Below are 15796 nucleotides of genomic sequence, written 5' to 3'. Positions count from 1 at the left end.
TACTTTGCTCGCGGTGCGGGGCTACTATCCCACCTCAAGTAAACAGACACGTTTACATCGATGAGGAGTCCCATGAGTTGGTCCGGCCACACCGAGCTGAGCAGCTACGCGGAGAAGCTGATCCGTGCCCGACGTGCGACGCGCGCTTTCCGGCCCGAGCCCGTGCCCAAGGAGACGATGCGTGCGATGTTCTCGCTGGCTGGAGCGGCGCCGTCCAACTCCAACGCGCAGCCATGGCGGGTGGAGGTCGTCAGTGGCGCGTCGCGCGACCGCCTGGCGGCGTCCCTTCAGGAGGCCCACGCCGCACGGCGCACGTCGGTCGACTTCCCGTACAGCGATGACCTTTACTCGCCGGTGCAGCAGGAGCGGCGGGCCACCTTCGGCGGCCGGCTCTACGGGACACTGGGCATCGGCTTTGACGACCATGCGGCGCGCGCGGCATATGACGCCGAGAGCCTGGGGTTCTACGGTGCACCGCATGTCGCGTTCCTCTTCGTCTCCGAACAGGACAACGCGCGGCTGGCTGCCGACGTCGGCGCCTACATGCAGACGCTACTGCTGGCGATGACCGCGTATGGCGTGGCCAGCTGCCCGCAGGGACTGCTGAGCTTCTACGCCGACGAGGTACGCGCCGAACTCGGCGTCACCGCGGGGAAACTGCTCGTCGGGATCTCGTTCGGATACGCCGACGACGCCGCACCGGTGAACCACATCATCACTGAGCGTGCCACGCTGGGGGAGACCACAACATTCCACGGCCGGCAGTGAGGAGTGATCTGGGCGTAGTCCGGAGCTCGGCTCTTCGGCTGTCCGTGGGTTACTGACTTCGGCGTTTTGAGGGTCGGTCCGGTCCGTCGAGAGCAAGGCCCGTCCCGGCGAGGAATCCGCCGAGGACACGGTGCCGGTACTGCAGCGTCTTGAGCCGTCTGCGCAGTAGGGGAGCCGAGCGCGTTCAGGCCACGCATCGCGGTCGCGGACGCGAGACCGGCGCCCGCGGTGTGCTCATCGTTCCACGTGTCGGGGGCGTGGGCCCAGGCCGAGAGGATGACCAGCTCTGCGGTTGTGCCGGTGACACCGCCCAGCCCGAAGCCGCGGTCGCCGATTTCCCGCGAGGGCGGCATCTCCTCCCTCGGCCGGCTCGAACCTGCGTTGGCGGGTGCCGCACCGGCCGGGCCGCACCCAACTGGCACGCAAGGACCCCTTCGGAGCGATCCGATCGCGAGGTTCCGAGGCAAAATGGCGGTATGCCTGAATTGCCGGAGGTTGAGCGTCTGTCGCGGTTTTTGGCCGGGCAGCTGGTCGGCCGTTCCGTCGCCCGGGTGTATCCGGTCGCCGTGCACGCGCTGAAGACCTATGACCCGCCGCTCACCGCGCTGGAGGGCCGGACGTTCGAGGACGTGACCCGGCACGGCAAGTTGCTCGATTTCCGGGCCGGGGAGCTGCATCTGGTCATGCACCTGGCCAGGGCGGGGTGGGTGCGGTGGAGCGACAAGCTGCCGGTGGCGCCGCCGCGGCCCGGGAAGGGGCCGTTGGCGCTTCGGGTGCGGCTGGTCGAGCCGGAGGAGGCCGGGTTCGATGTGACCGAGGCCGGTAGTCAGAAGCACCTGGCGGTGTATGTCGTACGGGATCCGCGCGAGGTGCCCGGGGTCGCGCGGCTCGGGCCCGATCCGCTCGCTGAGGGATTCACCCGGGAGGCCTTCGCCGGGCTGTTGGCGGGGGAAAGCCGGCAGATCAAGGGGGTGCTGCGGGATCAGAGCGTGGTGGCGGGGATCGGGAACGCCTACTCGGACGAGATTTTGCACGCGGCCCGGATGTCGCCGTTCAAGCCGGCCGCCAGGCTTTCGGAGGACGAGGTGGGCCGGATCTACGAGGCGATCGGTACGACGCTCGGTGAGGCCGTCGAGCGGTCGCGTGGGCTGGCGCTCAAGGATCTCAAGGCGGAGAAGAGGAGCGGGCTGCGGGTACACGGGCGGAAGGGGGAGCCGTGCCCGGTGTGCGGGGACACCATCCGTGAGGTGTCCTTCAGTGATTCGTCGCTGCAGTACTGCCCGGCCTGTCAGACCGGGGGCAAGGTTCTTGCGGACCGGCGGATGTCCCGGTTGCTGAAGTAGCCGGGCGGGCGGGCGCTCCCCGCCACCGGACCATGGCCGGTGGCGGGGAGCGCGGTAGCGGGGAGGGGGTTCAGGCCCCGGCAGGCCCGGCCGCCAGCAGCTCCCGCAGTTCCGCCACCGCCTCCCGGAGCCGGTCGGCGAAGGTCTGCATCTGGTCGGCCACGGCCAGTGGCGTGCTCAGGTAGAGGTGGAAGCGGTCGGGCAGGAGGACGTAGGCGACGCCGATGCAGCGGCTGCTGGTGGAGCCGAAGCCGAAGTACTGGATGTGGGCGGACGGGGCCGAGCTGGTGCTCAGGTAGTCGTCGCGCATCGTCAGCCAGCCGGGCGTGCGGTAGAGGGCGGGCTGCTCGGTCACGCCGAGTTCCGTGCCGCGGCGGCGCTGGATCAGTTCCAGCTCCCACAGGTGCTGCTCGGGCGCGTCGCCGGCCTGGCACTCCTTGGCGCGGGCGACGTGCTTGGCGGCGGCGGCACGGAAGGCGGCCCGGCGGGTGTCCGCGTCGGCCGCCGGGTCCTCCATCGCGGCGACGAACGCCTGGATCTCCGGGGTGACCACCCGCATCGCCTCGGTGCGGCCGCGGCGCCACTGGCGGGTGGCGATCGACTCGTAGGTGGCGCCCAGGTGCCCCTTGGCGCGCTGGTGGGCCAGTTGGTAGGCGAGCTGGACGAAGGCGTCCGGTGAGGAGCCCAGGGCCTTGGCTGTGGTGCTGCCGAAGTCGTCGAAGGAGACGGTCCGGGTCGCGGTGTTCGCCCCGTACGCCGCGAACGCCTCGGCGGCGGAGCGCACCCGGTCCTGGAGGGCGTCGTCCAGCTCGAAGACGACCGGTTCCACGGAGGGGAGCCCCTGGGGGCGGGCGCCGGAGCGGCGGGAGTGCTCCTCGGCGGGGGTGCTGAGCAGGGCGTCGGTGAAGCTGAGGATGGTGGTGCCGTCCAGCTCGCAGTGCTCGACGTTGATGCCCGCCCGGCCGTCCGCGAAGACGATCAGGGAGACGGCCTTGTCGAACCAGCGGTTGCCGCGGTCGCCGTACAGCAGCTGGTCGCAGGCCTGCTGGGTGTCCTCGGGGGCGAAGTCCTCCAGGCAGACGCAGAACAGGGCGGTCTCGATGTCGTCCAGGGCGTCCGCGTTGCGGGGGTGGCCGGCGCGCAGGGACTCCCGGGCCGCGGCCCACTCGGCGCGGGCCATGGTGGTGAGGTGGCCCACCGGGGTGCCCTCGGGGGCCGGTTCGGCGCCGGCCTTCTGCACGGCGCGCAGTCCCGCTTCGAGGTCGTCGAGGCTGTGCGGGACGCCGTCGGCGCCGAGCACCTCCATCCGGAACATGTTGCCGCGGAAGAACACCACGATGTGCCGGGCGCGGGACGGGCCCGGCCAGGCGTCGGTGTACGGGCTGCGGACGGTGTCCTGCTGTGCACCGGGGATGCGGGTGGCGGAGAACAGGTACTTGTTCTGGATCATCGACTGGGGTGCGCCGCGCTGCATCACGGGAGGAATGAGTTCCGCATCGAGCTGCCGCTTGTAGTCGACGGCTCCGGCGATGAGCCCGGCGGCCCGCTCCACCTGTGACTGCCGGGGCGCGGCGTCCTGGAAGAGGAAGAAGAAATTGGCGTTGAGCGCGATCCGGTCCCTGCGGCCCAGGTAGCGGTACGGCCAGAAGGTGTCGAGCCAGCTGTGGACGCCCTCGGTGGCGTCGTACTCCTCCAGCGCGGCGTGCAGTGCCCGGCCGGGGCCGCCGGGGCGGAGGAAGGCGGCCACCTCCGCCTCGGTCGCCGCCAGCTCGTCGGCGGTCAGCAGCGGTGCGCACCAGGCGAGGAACCGCTCGGCGCTGGCCTCCAGTGTGGGCAGGGGCACCCGCGGCAGGCTGTCCTCATGGGCGAAGGTCGTCATGACTGCGGGCCTTTCCTGACGGGTGTTCAGGGTGTTCAATTCTGCTCTCTCGATTCCGGTCGTGGGGGCCTGTGGGCCTGTGATGTCACTCGTCCATGGTCGCGCCGTTACCCACCGTGCCCGCCGCTGCGGGGAGCGCGGGGCGGGCGGCGGTGCACGGCGACGGCGCGTCCTCGCCGGCCGGCCGCTAATCCAGCAGCCGGTCGCCCCGTACGGCCCGGCCCTCGGCCGCCAGATGCTCGGGCAGCACCCGGCCGAAGAGCTGCCGGGTCCGTGCCACGCTCCCGATGACACCGGGGCGCTCGCTGTAGGCGAAGATCGCGGAGTGGCGCGCGAGCTCGCCGCGCACCGGGCTCACCCGGTGCAGCGCATAGCGGCCCTTGAACAGCTGGAGGTCGCCGGGGTGCAGGGGGAGGCGCCGGGTCAGCCGCTCGCCCCGGCCGTCCAGGACGTCGCGGACGTCGTCGAAGCGCTCGTCCTCGGCGGACCTGATGTTCGGGCAGTACTCGAAGACGCCGCCGTCCTGTGCCTGGCGGGTGAGCAGGCTGACCGTGAACTCGTTGGTGTCGAAGTGCCAGGGGTGCTCCATGCCCGGCGCGACGACGTTGAGGACCAGCCCGGAGAGCGGGTCCGCCAGCTCGTGCAGCTGGGGCAGTCCGAAGCAGCGGGCGATGAAGTCCTGGAACGCCGTGTGGGAGTAGAGGCTGCCGATGAGGGAGGTCGCGGGGACGCGGTCGCGGGGGACGAACGCATTGCCGCGCTGGAAGGTCCGGCGGCCGGGGTGGTCCTCGGGCAGCTCCCGGTCCACCGCGATGTTGTAGACGTTGACGGTCTCGACGTCGTAGTGCGCGTGGGGCGCGAGGGCCGCGCACTCCTGCTCCAGCGCCTCGCGGAGCGACGGACGGATGAAGTCCGGCAGCACGGTGCAGCCGGACGCCGCGAGTTCGCGCCGGGCACGGGTGATCACGGCCCGCCCTTCGGCACTGTCGAGCTGCGACAGGGGGTACCGGGCGGTGTCGACCACCTGGTCGGGCGTGATGGCTTGCGCAGTGCTCATGCGACCCTCTCCACGTACGGGGACCGTCCCGAGCCGGATGCCCGCCGTCGGCCCGCGGCCTCGCCCCGGACGCCCCCACCAGGCGATCCGTGCGGTCCGCGTGCCGTCCGGCCCGCACCTTCGGCTCTTCGGCAACTCCATTGAGGAGTAGCACAGTTGAAGTTCCCACAGCGCCCCTGTGTTGTCTGTGATACGTCACACTGCGCCGATGCGGCCGGTGCGCGCGGTGAGGAGGGCGGGGAGTAGTGCGGTGAGGAGGGCGGCGCGAAGGGGCGCAGGGGGGCGCACCGGCGTCGCCTGCATCACGTTTTATGCAACTTGTTGCATAAGGCTGGCGGCTGGTCTACAACTGCTGTCACGACCACCGCGCCAGGAGGCCCCCCATGAGCCAGTACCCGCACCTGATGAGCCCGCTCGACCTCGGGTTCACGACCCTTCCCAACCGGGTGCTGATGGGGTCGATGCACATCGGCCTGGAGGAGGCCGAGAACGGCTTCGACCGGATGGCCGCCTTCTACGCCGCCCGCGCGCGGGGCGGCGTCGGCCTGATGGTGACCGGCGGTATCGCGCCGAACGACGCGGGACGGCCCTACGACGGCGGGGCCAAGCTCACCACCGAGGAGGAGGCGGCGCAGCACCGGACCGTGACCGATGCGGTGCACGCCGCGGGCGGCAAGATCGCGATGCAGATCCTGCACTTCGGGCGGTACGCGTACCACGCCGACCTCGTCGCACCGAGCGCGCTCCAGGCGCCCATCAGCCCCTTTGCGCCCCATGCGCTCACCGACGACGAGGTCGAGCAGACCATCGAGGACTATGTGCGGGCGGCGGAGCTGGCCAAGTCCGCCGGGTACGACGGTGTCGAGATCATGGGCTCCGAGGGCTATCTGATCAACGAGTTCATCGTGGGCGCGACCAATCAGCGCACGGACCGGTGGGGCGGCTCGTACGAGAACCGGGTGCGCTTCCCGCTGGAGATCGTCCGCCGTACCCGCGAGCGCGTCGGCACGGACTTCATCCTGATCTACCGGCTCTCGATGCTGGACCTCGTTCCGGGCGGCTCGACGCTGGAGGAGGTGGTGGCGCTCGCCAAGGAGATCGAGGCGGCCGGCGCCACGATCATCAACACCGGTATCGGCTGGCACGAGGCCCGCATCCCCACCATCGTGACCTCGGTGCCGCGCGGCGCCTACACCTGGGTGACCAAGCGGCTGATGGGCTCGGTCACCATCCCCCTGGTGACCAGCAACCGCATCAACACCCCCGAGGTGGCCGAGGAGTTGCTGGCCGACGGCCGCGCCGACATGGTGTCGCTGGCCCGGCCCTTCCTCGCCGACCCGGACTTCGTCGCCAAGGCGCAGGACGGCCGGGCCGAGGAGATCAACACCTGCATCGGCTGCAACCAGGCCTGCCTCGACCACACCTTCAGCGGGAAGATCACGTCCTGTCTGGTCAACCCGCGGGCGTGCCACGAGACCGAGCTGGTCCTCTCCCCCACCCGGCGGCGCAAGCACCTCGCGGTGGTCGGCGCCGGGCCCGCCGGGCTCGCCTGTGCCGTGTCCGCCGCCGAACGCGGCCACGCGGTCACGCTGTTCGACGCCGCGGACGAGATCGGCGGGCAGCTGAACCTCGCCAAGCGGGTGCCGGGCAAGGAGGAGTTCGAGGAGACCCTGCGCTACTTCCGTACGCAGCTGGCGCGGCAGGGGGTGGAGGTCCGGCTGAACACCCCCGTGACGGCCGGGGATCTCGGCGGGTTCGACGAGGTCGTGGTGGCCACCGGGGTCACCCCGCGCACCCCGGAGATCGAGGGCGTCGACCACCCGAGCGTCGTCAGCTACCTCGATGTGCTGCGCGGCGGCGCGCAGGTCGGCGAGCGGGTGGCGATCCTGGGGGCCGGGGGCATCGGCTTCGATGTCGCGGAGTTCCTGACCGATGCCGGTGACGCGGCGAGCCAGGACCCGGAGACCTACTTCCGCGCCTGGGGCGTCGACACGGAGTACGGCGAGCGCGGCGGACTGCGGGCGCCCGAGCGTCCCAAGGCCCCGCGCCAGGTGCATCTCCTGCAGCGCAAGACGTCGAAGGTCGGCGCCGGCCTCGGCAAGACCACCGGCTGGATCCACCGCGCGGAGCTGCGGCACCGGGGCGTGACGACGGTCGCCGGGGCGACGTACGACCGGATCGACGACGAGGGCCTGCATGTCACCGTCGACGGTACGGCCGGCACCCTCCCCGTGGACACCGTCGTGCTGTGCACCGGGCAGGAGCCGCGCCGGGACCTGTACGAGGAGCTGCGGGCCGAGGGGCGCGCCGTGCACCTCATCGGCGGTGCGGACGTCGCCGCGGAGCTGGACGCCAAGCGCGCGATTGCCCAGGGGACGGAGCTGGCGGCGGCGCTGTGACCTGCCGCCGGCTGCCTAGGATGGCGGCATGTCACTCCCGCACGCCATCCTCACCGCCCTGCTGGAGAAGCCGTCGTCGGGGCTGGCGCTGACCCGCAGGTTCGACCGGTCGATCGGCTACTTCTGGTCGGCCACGCACCAGCAGATCTACCGGGAGCTGGGGAAGCTGGAGCAGGCCGGGTTCATCCGGGCGCTGCCGAGCGCACAACCGTCCCGCGGGCAGAAGAAGGAGTTCGAGGTGCTGCCCGCGGGACGGGCCGAGCTGACCCGCTGGGCCGGTGGCGAGCAGGATCCCAAGCCCATCCGGGACGCGCTGCTGCTGCGGCTGCGGGCTTCGGCGGTGGTGGGGCGGACCGGGCTCGACGAGGAGCTGCGGCGGCATCTGACGCTGCACCGGCGGCAGTTGGCGGAGTACCAGGAGATCGAGGACCGTGATTTCGGGGCCGCGGCGGATCCGGAGGACCGGCTGCGGCGGCTGGTGCTGCGGGCCGGGATCGGCCTGGAGACCTTCTGGGTGGAGTGGCTGGAGGAGGCGTTGGCGGAAGTGACGGAGCTGGATGCCGCCGGGGAGGGCGGGCCGGAGGGTCCGGGGGACGGCCCGGCCGGGTGAGCCGTGCCCGTACGGCAAGGGGCGGCCTGCCCCGGGGGAGTCCCGGGGCAGGCCGCCCTGTTGGTGTGCCGGCCGTCAGCAGTGGTCGTAGAGGAGGGCGCGCACCAGGCGGCAGGTCGTCTCGGACGGGGCGTGGACCCCGATCTCGGCCGCGGTGCTGCGGATCTTGCGGTTGTGGGCCTGCTCGGGGCGGTAGACCCCGGTGTCGAGCAGGGCTATGGCGAGCCGCATGGCCTTCAGGCGGCGGTTGTGCGATTCGTACCGTTCGCGCGGCCATCCGGCGGGCAGCGGCTTCTTGGGCAGTGGGTGGGCCGGGAGAGGCTTCGTCATGAGTGTGGCAGCGGCCATCGGCGACCTCCTGGAGCGTGGATGAACCCTCACTGACTGGTTCCCATTCTACTGCCGGGCACTGACAAAAGCCCCTGGCCAGGGGGGATTTGGAGCCCGGAGAGGGCCGTGCGGGGGACCTGCGGAAGGGCCTTCCGCAGAGCCTTCCGAAGGGCCGTTCGTCAGGCCGTCGCGGCCGTGGCGCGCAGCAGCGCCTTGTCCGGCTTGCCCACGGGGGTGAGAGGGATGGTGTCGAGGACACGGACGGCGGCCGGGGCGTACAGGGCGCCCTTGTGTTCGGTGACGAAAGCGCGGAGTCCGTCGGCGTCCACCCGGTGCCCCGGCGCGGGGACGACCGCGGCGTGCACCTCCTCGGCCTCGTCCGCCCCCCGCACCCCGTAGACGGCGCAGTGGGCGACCGCGGGATGGGTGTGCAGCAGGTCTTCGACCTCCGCCGGGTGGACGTGCCCGCCCACGACGATGATCAGGTCCTTGACCCGGTCGACGAGGTAGAGCCGCCCCTCGTCGTCCAGCACGCCGACATCGCCGGTGCGCAGCCAGCCGTCGGCCCCCAGGACCTGCGCGGTCACGTCGGGCTGCTTCCAGTAGCCGTTCATCACCGCGGTGGAGCGCACATGGACCTCACCCCGCTCCCCCGCCGGCAGGTCCCGCCCGTCCGCGTCGCGCACGGCGAGGGTCACACCGGGCAGGGCGCGGCCGACGGTGATCCGTCCGCCGGGGCCGGTGCGGAGGTGGTCCTCCGGGCGGGCCTCGGTGATCGACATCGCCTCGGCCTGGCCGTACATCCCGAACAGCACCGGCCCGAAGGCCTCGGCGGCCTGCGCCAGCCGGGTGGGTGAGGCCGCACAGCCGCCGTAGGAGATGCGGGTGAGGGAGCTGAGGTCGGTGGTGGGGAGGGTGGGGTCGTCGAGGAGCCGGTAGAGGAGCGGGGGCAGCAGCCAGAGGTGGGTGATGCGGTGGCGGGCGACGGCGGCGAGTACGGCGGCGGGCTCGAAGGCGCGGTGCAGTACGACGGTGCCGCCGGCCACGAGCGTGGCATCGGCCAGGATGCCCGCAAGGTGGGCGAGCGGGGTGCAGGCCAGGAAGCGCGGCGGATCGCCTGCGGCCTCCATGCGCTGCTGGATCACCATCCGGGCATACGGGGCGTGTCTCATCCGGACGCCCTTGGGGATGCCGGTCGTGCCGCCGGTGTGCCGGATGCACCAGTCGTCCTCGGGGTGCGCGGCGCCCGGGACCTCGGGGGTGGCGGGCAGTGCGGCAGCGGCGGCGAGCAGGTCGGGGCCCAGATCGGCGCCCGGACCGACGCCCGGGCCGACGGCGCCCTTCCCCAGGGTCATGACCTCGGGGAGCGGCCCCCGGAGATGACGGAGCAGCGTGCGCGCGGTGTCGTGGAGGGCCGGGTCGACCAGGAGCAGGGCGGTGTCCACGCTGGTGGCGATCCGGGCCAGGGTCTCGGCGGCCATGCCGTCGTAGAGGAAGACCACCCGGGCGCCCAGGAGGCCCGCGGCGTAGCGGGCGGCAAGCACCTCGGGGCGGTTGCCGCTGAGGAGGCAGACGGTGCGGCCGCGGCCGATGCCGTGGGCGGCGAGCACCGCCGCCATGCGGTGGACGGTGGCGTGCAGGGTGCCGGCGGTGATCTCTTCGCCGCCCTCCCCCACGGTCACCGCGGTGCGGGACGGGTCACGGGCGAGGGCGGCGAGGAGAGCGTCGGTGTAACTGGTGAAGCCGGTGGCGGGCGTCATGGCGGTGGGTCCCTTGGTCCGGTGACGGGGCGTGTGAGGAAACGGTCACGCTTTGACGCTACGGACGTTCGCTGATGCCCTCCACGACCAATTTCGCCATGTGGTCATGACCCGTGAGGCATGACGTGAGGTCGTGACCCGTCAGGCATGACGTGAGGTCGTGACCCGTCAGGCATGCCTGGTGGTCATGACCCGTCAGGCACGAGAGGCGGGAGGGTTTCCTCCGCCGCCGCCAGGATTTCGGTGACCCGGAGGCCGAAGTGGAGGTCGCAGGCGTTGGGCAGACCCGTCTCGACGGCGGCCAGCAGGGCGTCGACCGCATGGCGGTAGGCCACTTCGGGGCCGTCCTGGCGACGGGGCAGGGAGGTGACGCCCGCGGTGCCGCGGAGGGTGACCTCGACGCCGGACGCCGCGGCGGGCGCGGTCAGGCCGAGCGTCGCCGAACTGGCCGCGCCACTGCTGTGACGCATCGTCAGCAGCACGGCATCGGCGGGGCCGCGGGTCGCGGTGACCGTTTCCGCGTCGCCGAGGACCGGCAGGAGCACCGACAGCGCATGCGGGCCGACGTCCCACAGCCCGCCCTTCTCACGGCGCCAGGGCGAGTCGGCGTACGGGCTGGAGCTGTCGTCGGCGAAGACCGAGCCGAGCCAGTCGGCATGGGCGGTGAACCAGCCGCCGGCCGCGGCCTGGGCGGCGATCCACTCCCCTTCCTGTGCCCCGAAGCGCGCCGTGAAGAAGACCACCGAGGCGATACCCGCCCGGTCGGCGGCCGCGACGAGGGCGCGGGCCTCGGGCACGGCGGTGGCCACCGGCTTGTCCAGGAGGAGATGACAGCCGGCCCCGGCGGCGCGGAGCGCCAACGCGGCCTGGACGGAAGGCGGCAGGGCGATCGCGACGGCGTCGCAGGCCTCGAACAGCTCGTCGGCGCTCTCGTACGGGCGGGTGCGGTGGACCTGGGCCAGCGCGGCGGCGGCCTCCGCCCTGCGCCCCCAGATGCCGGTGAACTCGACGCCGGGGTGGGCGGCGAGGGCGGGGGCATGGACGCGCCGCGCCCAGGGTCCGGTGCCGAGGAGTCCGATGCGCGGGGTCGTCATGGGGTCAGTGTCTCGCGGGGTGCGGGGTGCGGGGCGCGGCGGCGATGTAGCGGCGTCGGCGGTGCCGTCGGCGCTGTCAGGGCTGTCAGGGCTGTCAGGGCTGTCGGCGGTGCCGTCCGCGGCGTCGCTCCCGTCGGTCCGGTCATGCGCCGAAGCGGCGCGCCCGAGGCCTGCGCCGCATGGGAATGATGTGAAGGAGCCCACATTGAGGCCTGGAATCCCAGGCTCACGGGACAGAATTCCTTGGAAACGGCTGGATGTCCGGCTCGGTAACCTGTGGTTCACAAACGGGCAACGGACGAGAAACGGCGCGTTGCGAGAGTGCGGCGGTACGCCCGCACCGTACCCGCACCGACCGTGAAGAGGACCCCGTGAGCATCAAGGCCGAGTACATCTGGATCGACGGCACGCAGCCGACCGCCAAGCTCCGCTCCAAGACCAAGATCCTGGACGGGAGCCACTCCCAGGCCTTCAGCACGGGAGGAGCGAGCAAGCTGCCCCGCTGGGGATTCGACGGGTCCAGCACCAACCAGGCCGAAGGCCACGCCTCGGACCTCGTCCTGGAGCCGGTGTTCAGCTGCCCGGACCCGATCCGCGGCGGCGACCACCTGCTGGTGCTGTGCGAGGTGCTGCACACCGACCTCACTCCGCACCCCTCCAACACGCGGGCGCTGCTGCGCCCGGTCGCGGAGCGGTTCGCCGGCCAGGAGCCGATCTTCGGCATCGAGCAGGAGTACACCTTCCTCAAGGGCGACCGTCCGCTCGGCTTCCCCGAGGGCGGCGGCTACCCGGCACCGCAGGCCGACTACTACTGCGGTGTGGGCGCCGACGCGATCTTCGGCCGGGAGATCGTCGAGAAGCACCTCGACCTGTGCCTGGCGGCCGGTCTGGGCCTGTCCGGCATCAACGCCGAGGTCATGCCCGGCCAGTGGGAGTTCCAGGTCGGCGCGCTGCCGCCGCTGGAGGTGTCGGACCACATGTGGGTGGCGCGCTGGCTGCTGCACCGGGTGGCGGAGGAGTACGGCGTCACCGCGTCGCTGGACGCCAAGCCGGCCAAGGGCGACTGGAACGGCGCGGGCGCGCACACCAACTTCTCCACCCGCGCGATGCGGGAGGGCTATGACCCGATCATCACCGCCTGCGAGGCGCTGGGCCAGGACGACAAGCCGCTGGAGCACGTCCGCCAGTACGGCACCGGCATCGAGGACCGGCTGACCGGCGCGCACGAGACCGCCCCCTGGGACGCGTACTCCTACGGCGCCTCCGACCGCGGCGCCTCGGTGCGCATCCCCTGGCAGGTCGAGGTCGAGAAGAAGGGCTACATCGAGGACCGGCGCCCGAACGCCAACGTCGACCCGTATGTGGTCACCCGGCTGATGGTGGACACCTGCTGCACGGAGCTGGCGCGGCGCGAGCAGGTCTGACGTCTGCGGGAGCGTGGGCGCGGGCCAGGGGCCGGACCGCTGCGGACACCGGGGGTACCCCCGGTGTCCGCAGCGGTCCGGCCCCTTCGCCTGCCCGCCCGTGCGCGTGCGTGCGGTCGCGTGGCCGTGGGGTCGCGCAGGCGCGTGATCATGGAGCCGAGCGGTCGGGTGGCCGGCCCTGTGGCCGTGGGGTCGCGCGGTACCGCGGCCCCGCGGTCGTGCGAGGAGCAGATCGGGGGCCGATTGTCAGTGGCGGCTGGCAGGCTGGGGTCATGCTTGAGATCAGCGTCAAGACCGAGTCCGGCCCGGACCGATCACGCCCCGACGAAGCCGAACTCACCGGGCTGCTGCGGCGGATCGGCGCCGACGACGACCATTTCGTGGTCGTCGAGCGGTTCCCCGAGGAGGCCCAGGCGTTCGTGCAGGCCTGGCGGGACGACGACGGGCCGTTCACGGTCGAGTACCGCGACGGCGCGCCGGAGCGGCACTTCCGCGCGGAGAGCGGCGACGCCGAGCGGGTCGTGGAGGTCTTCCTGGACTGGGCGCGCGGCGGGGAGGCCTGGCGTACGGCGCTCGACTGGCAGTGGGCTGACCTGTACTCCACGCCCGGTCTGGACCCGGAAACCCGTGCCGTCGCCGAGCAGCGGGCGCGTGAGCAGATCCATGGCGGTTTCCGGGACTTCCATGAGGTCGCACAGGGCGTCTGCGAGGCCTTCGGCCCCGAGGACGCCCAGGTCTCGCTGGACGACGCACGCCGGATCGTCGGCGGCCTGTGGGAGGAGCGGCTTGCCGAACAGGCCGAATGGCCCGAGGTGACCGATGCCGACCGGGTGGAGCGGGCCTTCGAGGCACTGGACGCCCAGGGGCTGACCGCCCGGATGAACTACAGCTGTTGCAGCAACTGCGCGGTGGGCGAGATAGCGCACGAACGCGCCGAAGGGGACCGGGGTTTCGTCTTCTTCCACTTCCAGGACACCGAGGCGGCAGCGGAAGGCCATGGGCTGGCCGTGCGCTATGGCGTCCATGCGGACACCGGCGAGGCCTCCGCCGAGGACCGTGCCGCGGTCGGGCGGACGGTGGTGGCGGCGCTCACCGGGGCGGGCCTGCCGGCTCAGTGGGACGGCGACCCGGACCGGATCATCGAGGTCGCCCCGCTGGACTGGCGCAAGCGGCTGCCGAGAACGGGAACGGGAGCCTGAGATGCCGACGGCCGCATCGCGGATGACGCCCCGTGGTCCCGTGTCCAGTGGCCCCGTGCCGGGTGGTCCGGTGTCGGGTGGTCCCGTGTCCGCTGGTCCTGTGTCACGGGCCGTATCACGCGTCCTCACGACCGCCCGCCTCCCCCGTGGTCTGCCGGTCGCCGTGCCCTGGGCCGCGCCGCTCTATGTCGGTGCCGTACAGCTCGGTGCGTACGCCACCGCGCGGCTCCCCCGCCACCGGCGCACGGAACTGCTGCGTGCGCACTCCACGAATGTCGCCAATCTGCGGGCCGGAAAGTGGCAGACGCTGGTCACCAGTGCGGCGTTCGTCGAGGGGCCGCTGCCGGCGGCCTACGGCGCCGCGCTGCTCGCCGCCCTCGGCACGGCCGAGGCGCGCTGGGGCCCCCGGCGCACGGCAGGGGTGTTCGCGGCCGGTCACGTGGGGGCCAGTCTGCTGGTCTACGCGGCCTTGCGGGGCCGAGTGCCGGGTGGTGCTCCCGGCGCTCCCGCAACTCCCCCAACCGGCGCCGGAGCCTGCGCCGTTCACGCCCCCGAGGCCACGGGAGAAGAGCCGCCGGACGCGACCGCGCGGGCCATCGACGTCGGAGCCAGCTACGGCTTCAACGCCACGGTGGGCGCCCTCGCCGCCACCGTCCCGCACCGTGGCACGCGTGCCGCGGCAACGGCCGGCCTGCTGGCGCTGGGGACCTGGCCCGTGCTGCGCCGCCGGCGGACGTTCACCGACGCCGGGCATCTGGTGGCGCTCGCGCTGGGGGTGGCCATGGGGACGGGGATGCGGGCCGTAAAGGGGAGACGGACGGGAGGGGGCTGAGGCGGGCGCGGGCCGAGGCGAGAGTGGACTGACGCCGGGACGGACCGGGACGGGAACGAACCGAGACGGGCGCGGACCGAGGCGGAAGCGGAACGACGCGGGCGCGGAGCACTCCCGGCCCCGGCGCCTGCGCGGCTTGTGTGCGGCGAATCCCGTCACAGGGCCCGCCGTACGAGGGACAGATCACCGGCCGTCTGGTTCAATGGGCCCATGGCCAGCCTCACCGACACCGCGACAGGTCGCAGCGACCTCGAGCCTTTCTGGCCGTCCCGGCAGGCGCACGCATTCGACCGTCTGTGTTGCCGCGCGCACTGAGCGCGGGCCCGCACACCCCTCGTCGACGCCGTTGACCGGCGTTTCACGCCCTGCCCGCGCGCATGACGTCCCCGACGCCCCTCTGCGCGAAAGAGCTGACTTCCGATGACGAACCTCCGTACCCTGACCGCCGGTTCCGCCACGGCTCCCCTCCCCGCCCACCCCGCCTCGCACCCCCCGCATCCCCCGCGCCACCGGCTGCGCGCCGTGGCGCCGGACGAGGCCCATGCGTCGCCCGCCACGGCCCCGGGCGAAGGTGCCCCGCCCCTCGGTGTCCCCTCGGTCGCCCAGCTGCTGGACTCCGGCGCCACCTGGCTTCCGGCCCCGCAGCACAGCCTGCCCGCGCTGCCCGGCCGGCCGCCGATGGTCGGCTATCTCGTCCTCGTACCGGCCGAGCAGGTCGCGACCGCCCCGTCGCCGGCCACCGCCGGTCCCGGGGTGAGCGCGCCAACCGGCGACGAGATCGTCGGGATCGACCCCGAACAGCGCACCGCGCAGGTCCAGGGCCGGCCGCTGGACCTGACGTACCTCGAATTCGAGCTGCTGGCCCATCTGGTCGCGCATCCGCACCGGGTGCACACCCGCGACCAGTTGGTGTCCACGGTGTGGGGCTACGGGCACGTCGGCGACGGCCGTACGGTCGATGTCCATGTCGCCCGGCTGCGGCGCAAGTTGGGCGCCGCGCACCGGTCGTCGATCGTGACGGTGCGGCGGGTCGGCTACAAGTACGTACCGGGCATCTGAGGCCCACCGGCCTTGAAGGCCGGGCGGGGAGCCGCTCCCCCG

13 protein-coding genes and 1 pseudogene are annotated in these 15796 nt (G+C 72.4%); 8 read left to right on the top strand and 6 right to left on the bottom strand.

Translation table 11 applies throughout. From position 1 onward, the window contains the following. Positions 1-72 precede the first annotated feature (72 nt). Positions 73-768, top strand: a complete 696-nt coding sequence (locus OHS81_RS26815; protein WP_328387228.1) for a nitroreductase — start codon at positions 73-75, stop codon at positions 766-768. Positions 769-923: 155 nt separating this feature from the next. Here the strand turns inward: OHS81_RS26815 and OHS81_RS26810 are convergent. After that, positions 924-1103, bottom strand: a pseudogene (locus OHS81_RS26810) (NADP-dependent oxidoreductase); the annotation flags it as partial. 141 nt (positions 1104-1244) lie between these two features. Between OHS81_RS26810 and OHS81_RS26805 the strand changes: the two are divergent. Next, the gene (locus OHS81_RS26805) at positions 1245-2111 is read left to right on the top strand and encodes an Fpg/Nei family DNA glycosylase (protein WP_328387226.1); all 867 of its coding nucleotides are present in this window, start codon (positions 1245-1247) and stop codon (positions 2109-2111) included. Between the two features lie 70 nt (positions 2112-2181). On the opposite strand, the gene OHS81_RS26800 is transcribed toward OHS81_RS26805, so the two are convergent. Both OHS81_RS26800 and OHS81_RS26795 read right to left on the bottom strand, forming a co-directional pair. After that, positions 2182-3990, bottom strand: a complete 1809-nt coding sequence (locus tag OHS81_RS26800; RefSeq protein ID WP_328387224.1) for a choline/carnitine O-acyltransferase — start codon at positions 3988-3990, stop codon at positions 2182-2184. 187 nt (positions 3991-4177) lie between these two features. Continuing rightward, positions 4178-5047, bottom strand: coding sequence for a HalD/BesD family halogenase (locus OHS81_RS26795; protein WP_328387222.1), 870 nt, complete (start codon positions 5045-5047; stop codon positions 4178-4180). Between the two features lie 383 nt (positions 5048-5430). On the opposite strand from OHS81_RS26795, the gene OHS81_RS26790 reads away from it, so the two are divergent. Together OHS81_RS26790 and OHS81_RS26785 are read left to right on the top strand one after the other, a co-directional pair. Further along, positions 5431-7446, top strand: a complete 2016-nt coding sequence (locus tag OHS81_RS26790) for an NADPH-dependent 2,4-dienoyl-CoA reductase (protein ID WP_328387220.1) — start codon at positions 5431-5433, stop codon at positions 7444-7446. A gap of 28 nt (positions 7447-7474) precedes the next feature. After that, positions 7475-8056 carry a PadR family transcriptional regulator gene (locus OHS81_RS26785; RefSeq protein WP_328387218.1) on the top strand — a complete coding sequence of 194 codons (582 nt, stop codon included), beginning with the start codon at positions 7475-7477 and terminating at the stop codon, positions 8054-8056. 75 nt (positions 8057-8131) lie between these two features. Here OHS81_RS26785 and OHS81_RS26780 read toward each other — a convergent pair whose 3' ends face one another. The 3 genes from OHS81_RS26780 to OHS81_RS26770 all read right to left on the bottom strand — a co-directional run bounded on the left by OHS81_RS26780 (position 8132) and on the right by OHS81_RS26770 (position 11240). Continuing rightward, positions 8132-8404, bottom strand: coding sequence for a hypothetical protein (locus tag OHS81_RS26780; RefSeq protein ID WP_088797340.1), 273 nt, complete (start codon positions 8402-8404; stop codon positions 8132-8134). Positions 8405-8565: 161 nt separating this feature from the next. After that, the gene (locus tag OHS81_RS26775) at positions 8566-10146 is read right to left on the bottom strand and encodes an AMP-binding protein (protein WP_328387214.1); all 1581 of its coding nucleotides are present in this window, start codon (positions 10144-10146) and stop codon (positions 8566-8568) included. Positions 10147-10331: 185 nt separating this feature from the next. After that, positions 10332-11240 carry a Gfo/Idh/MocA family protein gene (locus tag OHS81_RS26770; RefSeq protein WP_328387212.1) on the bottom strand — a complete coding sequence of 303 codons (909 nt, stop codon included), beginning with the start codon at positions 11238-11240 and terminating at the stop codon, positions 10332-10334. A 371-nt stretch (positions 11241-11611) separates the two neighbouring features. Here OHS81_RS26770 and glnII point away from each other — a divergent pair, with 371 nt between their 5' ends. From glnII to OHS81_RS26750, 4 genes are all read left to right on the top strand, one after another. Continuing rightward, positions 11612-12664 carry a glutamine synthetase GlnII gene (glnII, locus tag OHS81_RS26765; protein WP_328387210.1) on the top strand — a complete coding sequence of 351 codons (1053 nt, stop codon included), beginning with the start codon at positions 11612-11614 and terminating at the stop codon, positions 12662-12664. Positions 12665-12936: 272 nt separating this feature from the next. Beyond that, a complete protein-coding gene (locus tag OHS81_RS26760; RefSeq protein ID WP_328387208.1) occupies positions 12937-13863 on the top strand; it encodes a DUF6891 domain-containing protein in 927 nt (308 codons plus the stop codon). Between the two features lie 100 nt (positions 13864-13963). Next, a complete protein-coding gene (locus OHS81_RS26755) occupies positions 13964-14695 on the top strand; it encodes a rhomboid-like protein (protein ID WP_328387206.1) in 732 nt (243 codons plus the stop codon). Between the two features lie 420 nt (positions 14696-15115). Then, complete coding sequence (locus OHS81_RS26750) at positions 15116-15754, top strand: winged helix-turn-helix domain-containing protein (RefSeq protein WP_328387204.1); 639 nt, start codon at positions 15116-15118, stop codon at positions 15752-15754. The last annotated feature ends 42 nt before the right edge of the window (positions 15755-15796 follow it).

This window comes from Streptomyces sp. NBC_00400 (genome assembly GCF_036048035.1).
Taxonomy (GTDB): Bacteria; Actinomycetota; Actinomycetes; order Streptomycetales; family Streptomycetaceae; genus Streptomyces.
This window is presented reverse-complemented; position numbering and strand designations above follow the sequence as displayed.

Coding starts and splice junctions, on each gene's coding strand:
- OHS81_RS26815 (WP_328387228.1), top strand. CDS start 73: ATGAGTTGGTCCGGCCACACCGAGCTGAGCAGCTACGCGGAGAAGCTG.
- OHS81_RS26805 (WP_328387226.1), top strand. CDS start 1,245: ATGCCTGAATTGCCGGAGGTTGAGCGTCTGTCGCGGTTTTTGGCCGGG.
- OHS81_RS26800 (WP_328387224.1), bottom strand. CDS start 3,990: ATGACGACCTTCGCCCATGAGGACAGCCTGCCGCGGGTGCCCCTGCCC.
- OHS81_RS26795 (WP_328387222.1), bottom strand. CDS start 5,047: ATGAGCACTGCGCAAGCCATCACGCCCGACCAGGTGGTCGACACCGCC.
- OHS81_RS26790 (WP_328387220.1), top strand. CDS start 5,431: ATGAGCCAGTACCCGCACCTGATGAGCCCGCTCGACCTCGGGTTCACG.
- OHS81_RS26785 (WP_328387218.1), top strand. CDS start 7,475: ATGTCACTCCCGCACGCCATCCTCACCGCCCTGCTGGAGAAGCCGTCG.
- OHS81_RS26780 (WP_088797340.1), bottom strand. CDS start 8,404: ATGGCCGCTGCCACACTCATGACGAAGCCTCTCCCGGCCCACCCACTG.
- OHS81_RS26775 (WP_328387214.1), bottom strand. CDS start 10,146: ATGACGCCCGCCACCGGCTTCACCAGTTACACCGACGCTCTCCTCGCC.
- OHS81_RS26770 (WP_328387212.1), bottom strand. CDS start 11,240: ATGACGACCCCGCGCATCGGACTCCTCGGCACCGGACCCTGGGCGCGG.
- OHS81_RS26760 (WP_328387208.1), top strand. CDS start 12,937: ATGCTTGAGATCAGCGTCAAGACCGAGTCCGGCCCGGACCGATCACGC.
- OHS81_RS26750 (WP_328387204.1), top strand. CDS start 15,116: ATGACGAACCTCCGTACCCTGACCGCCGGTTCCGCCACGGCTCCCCTC.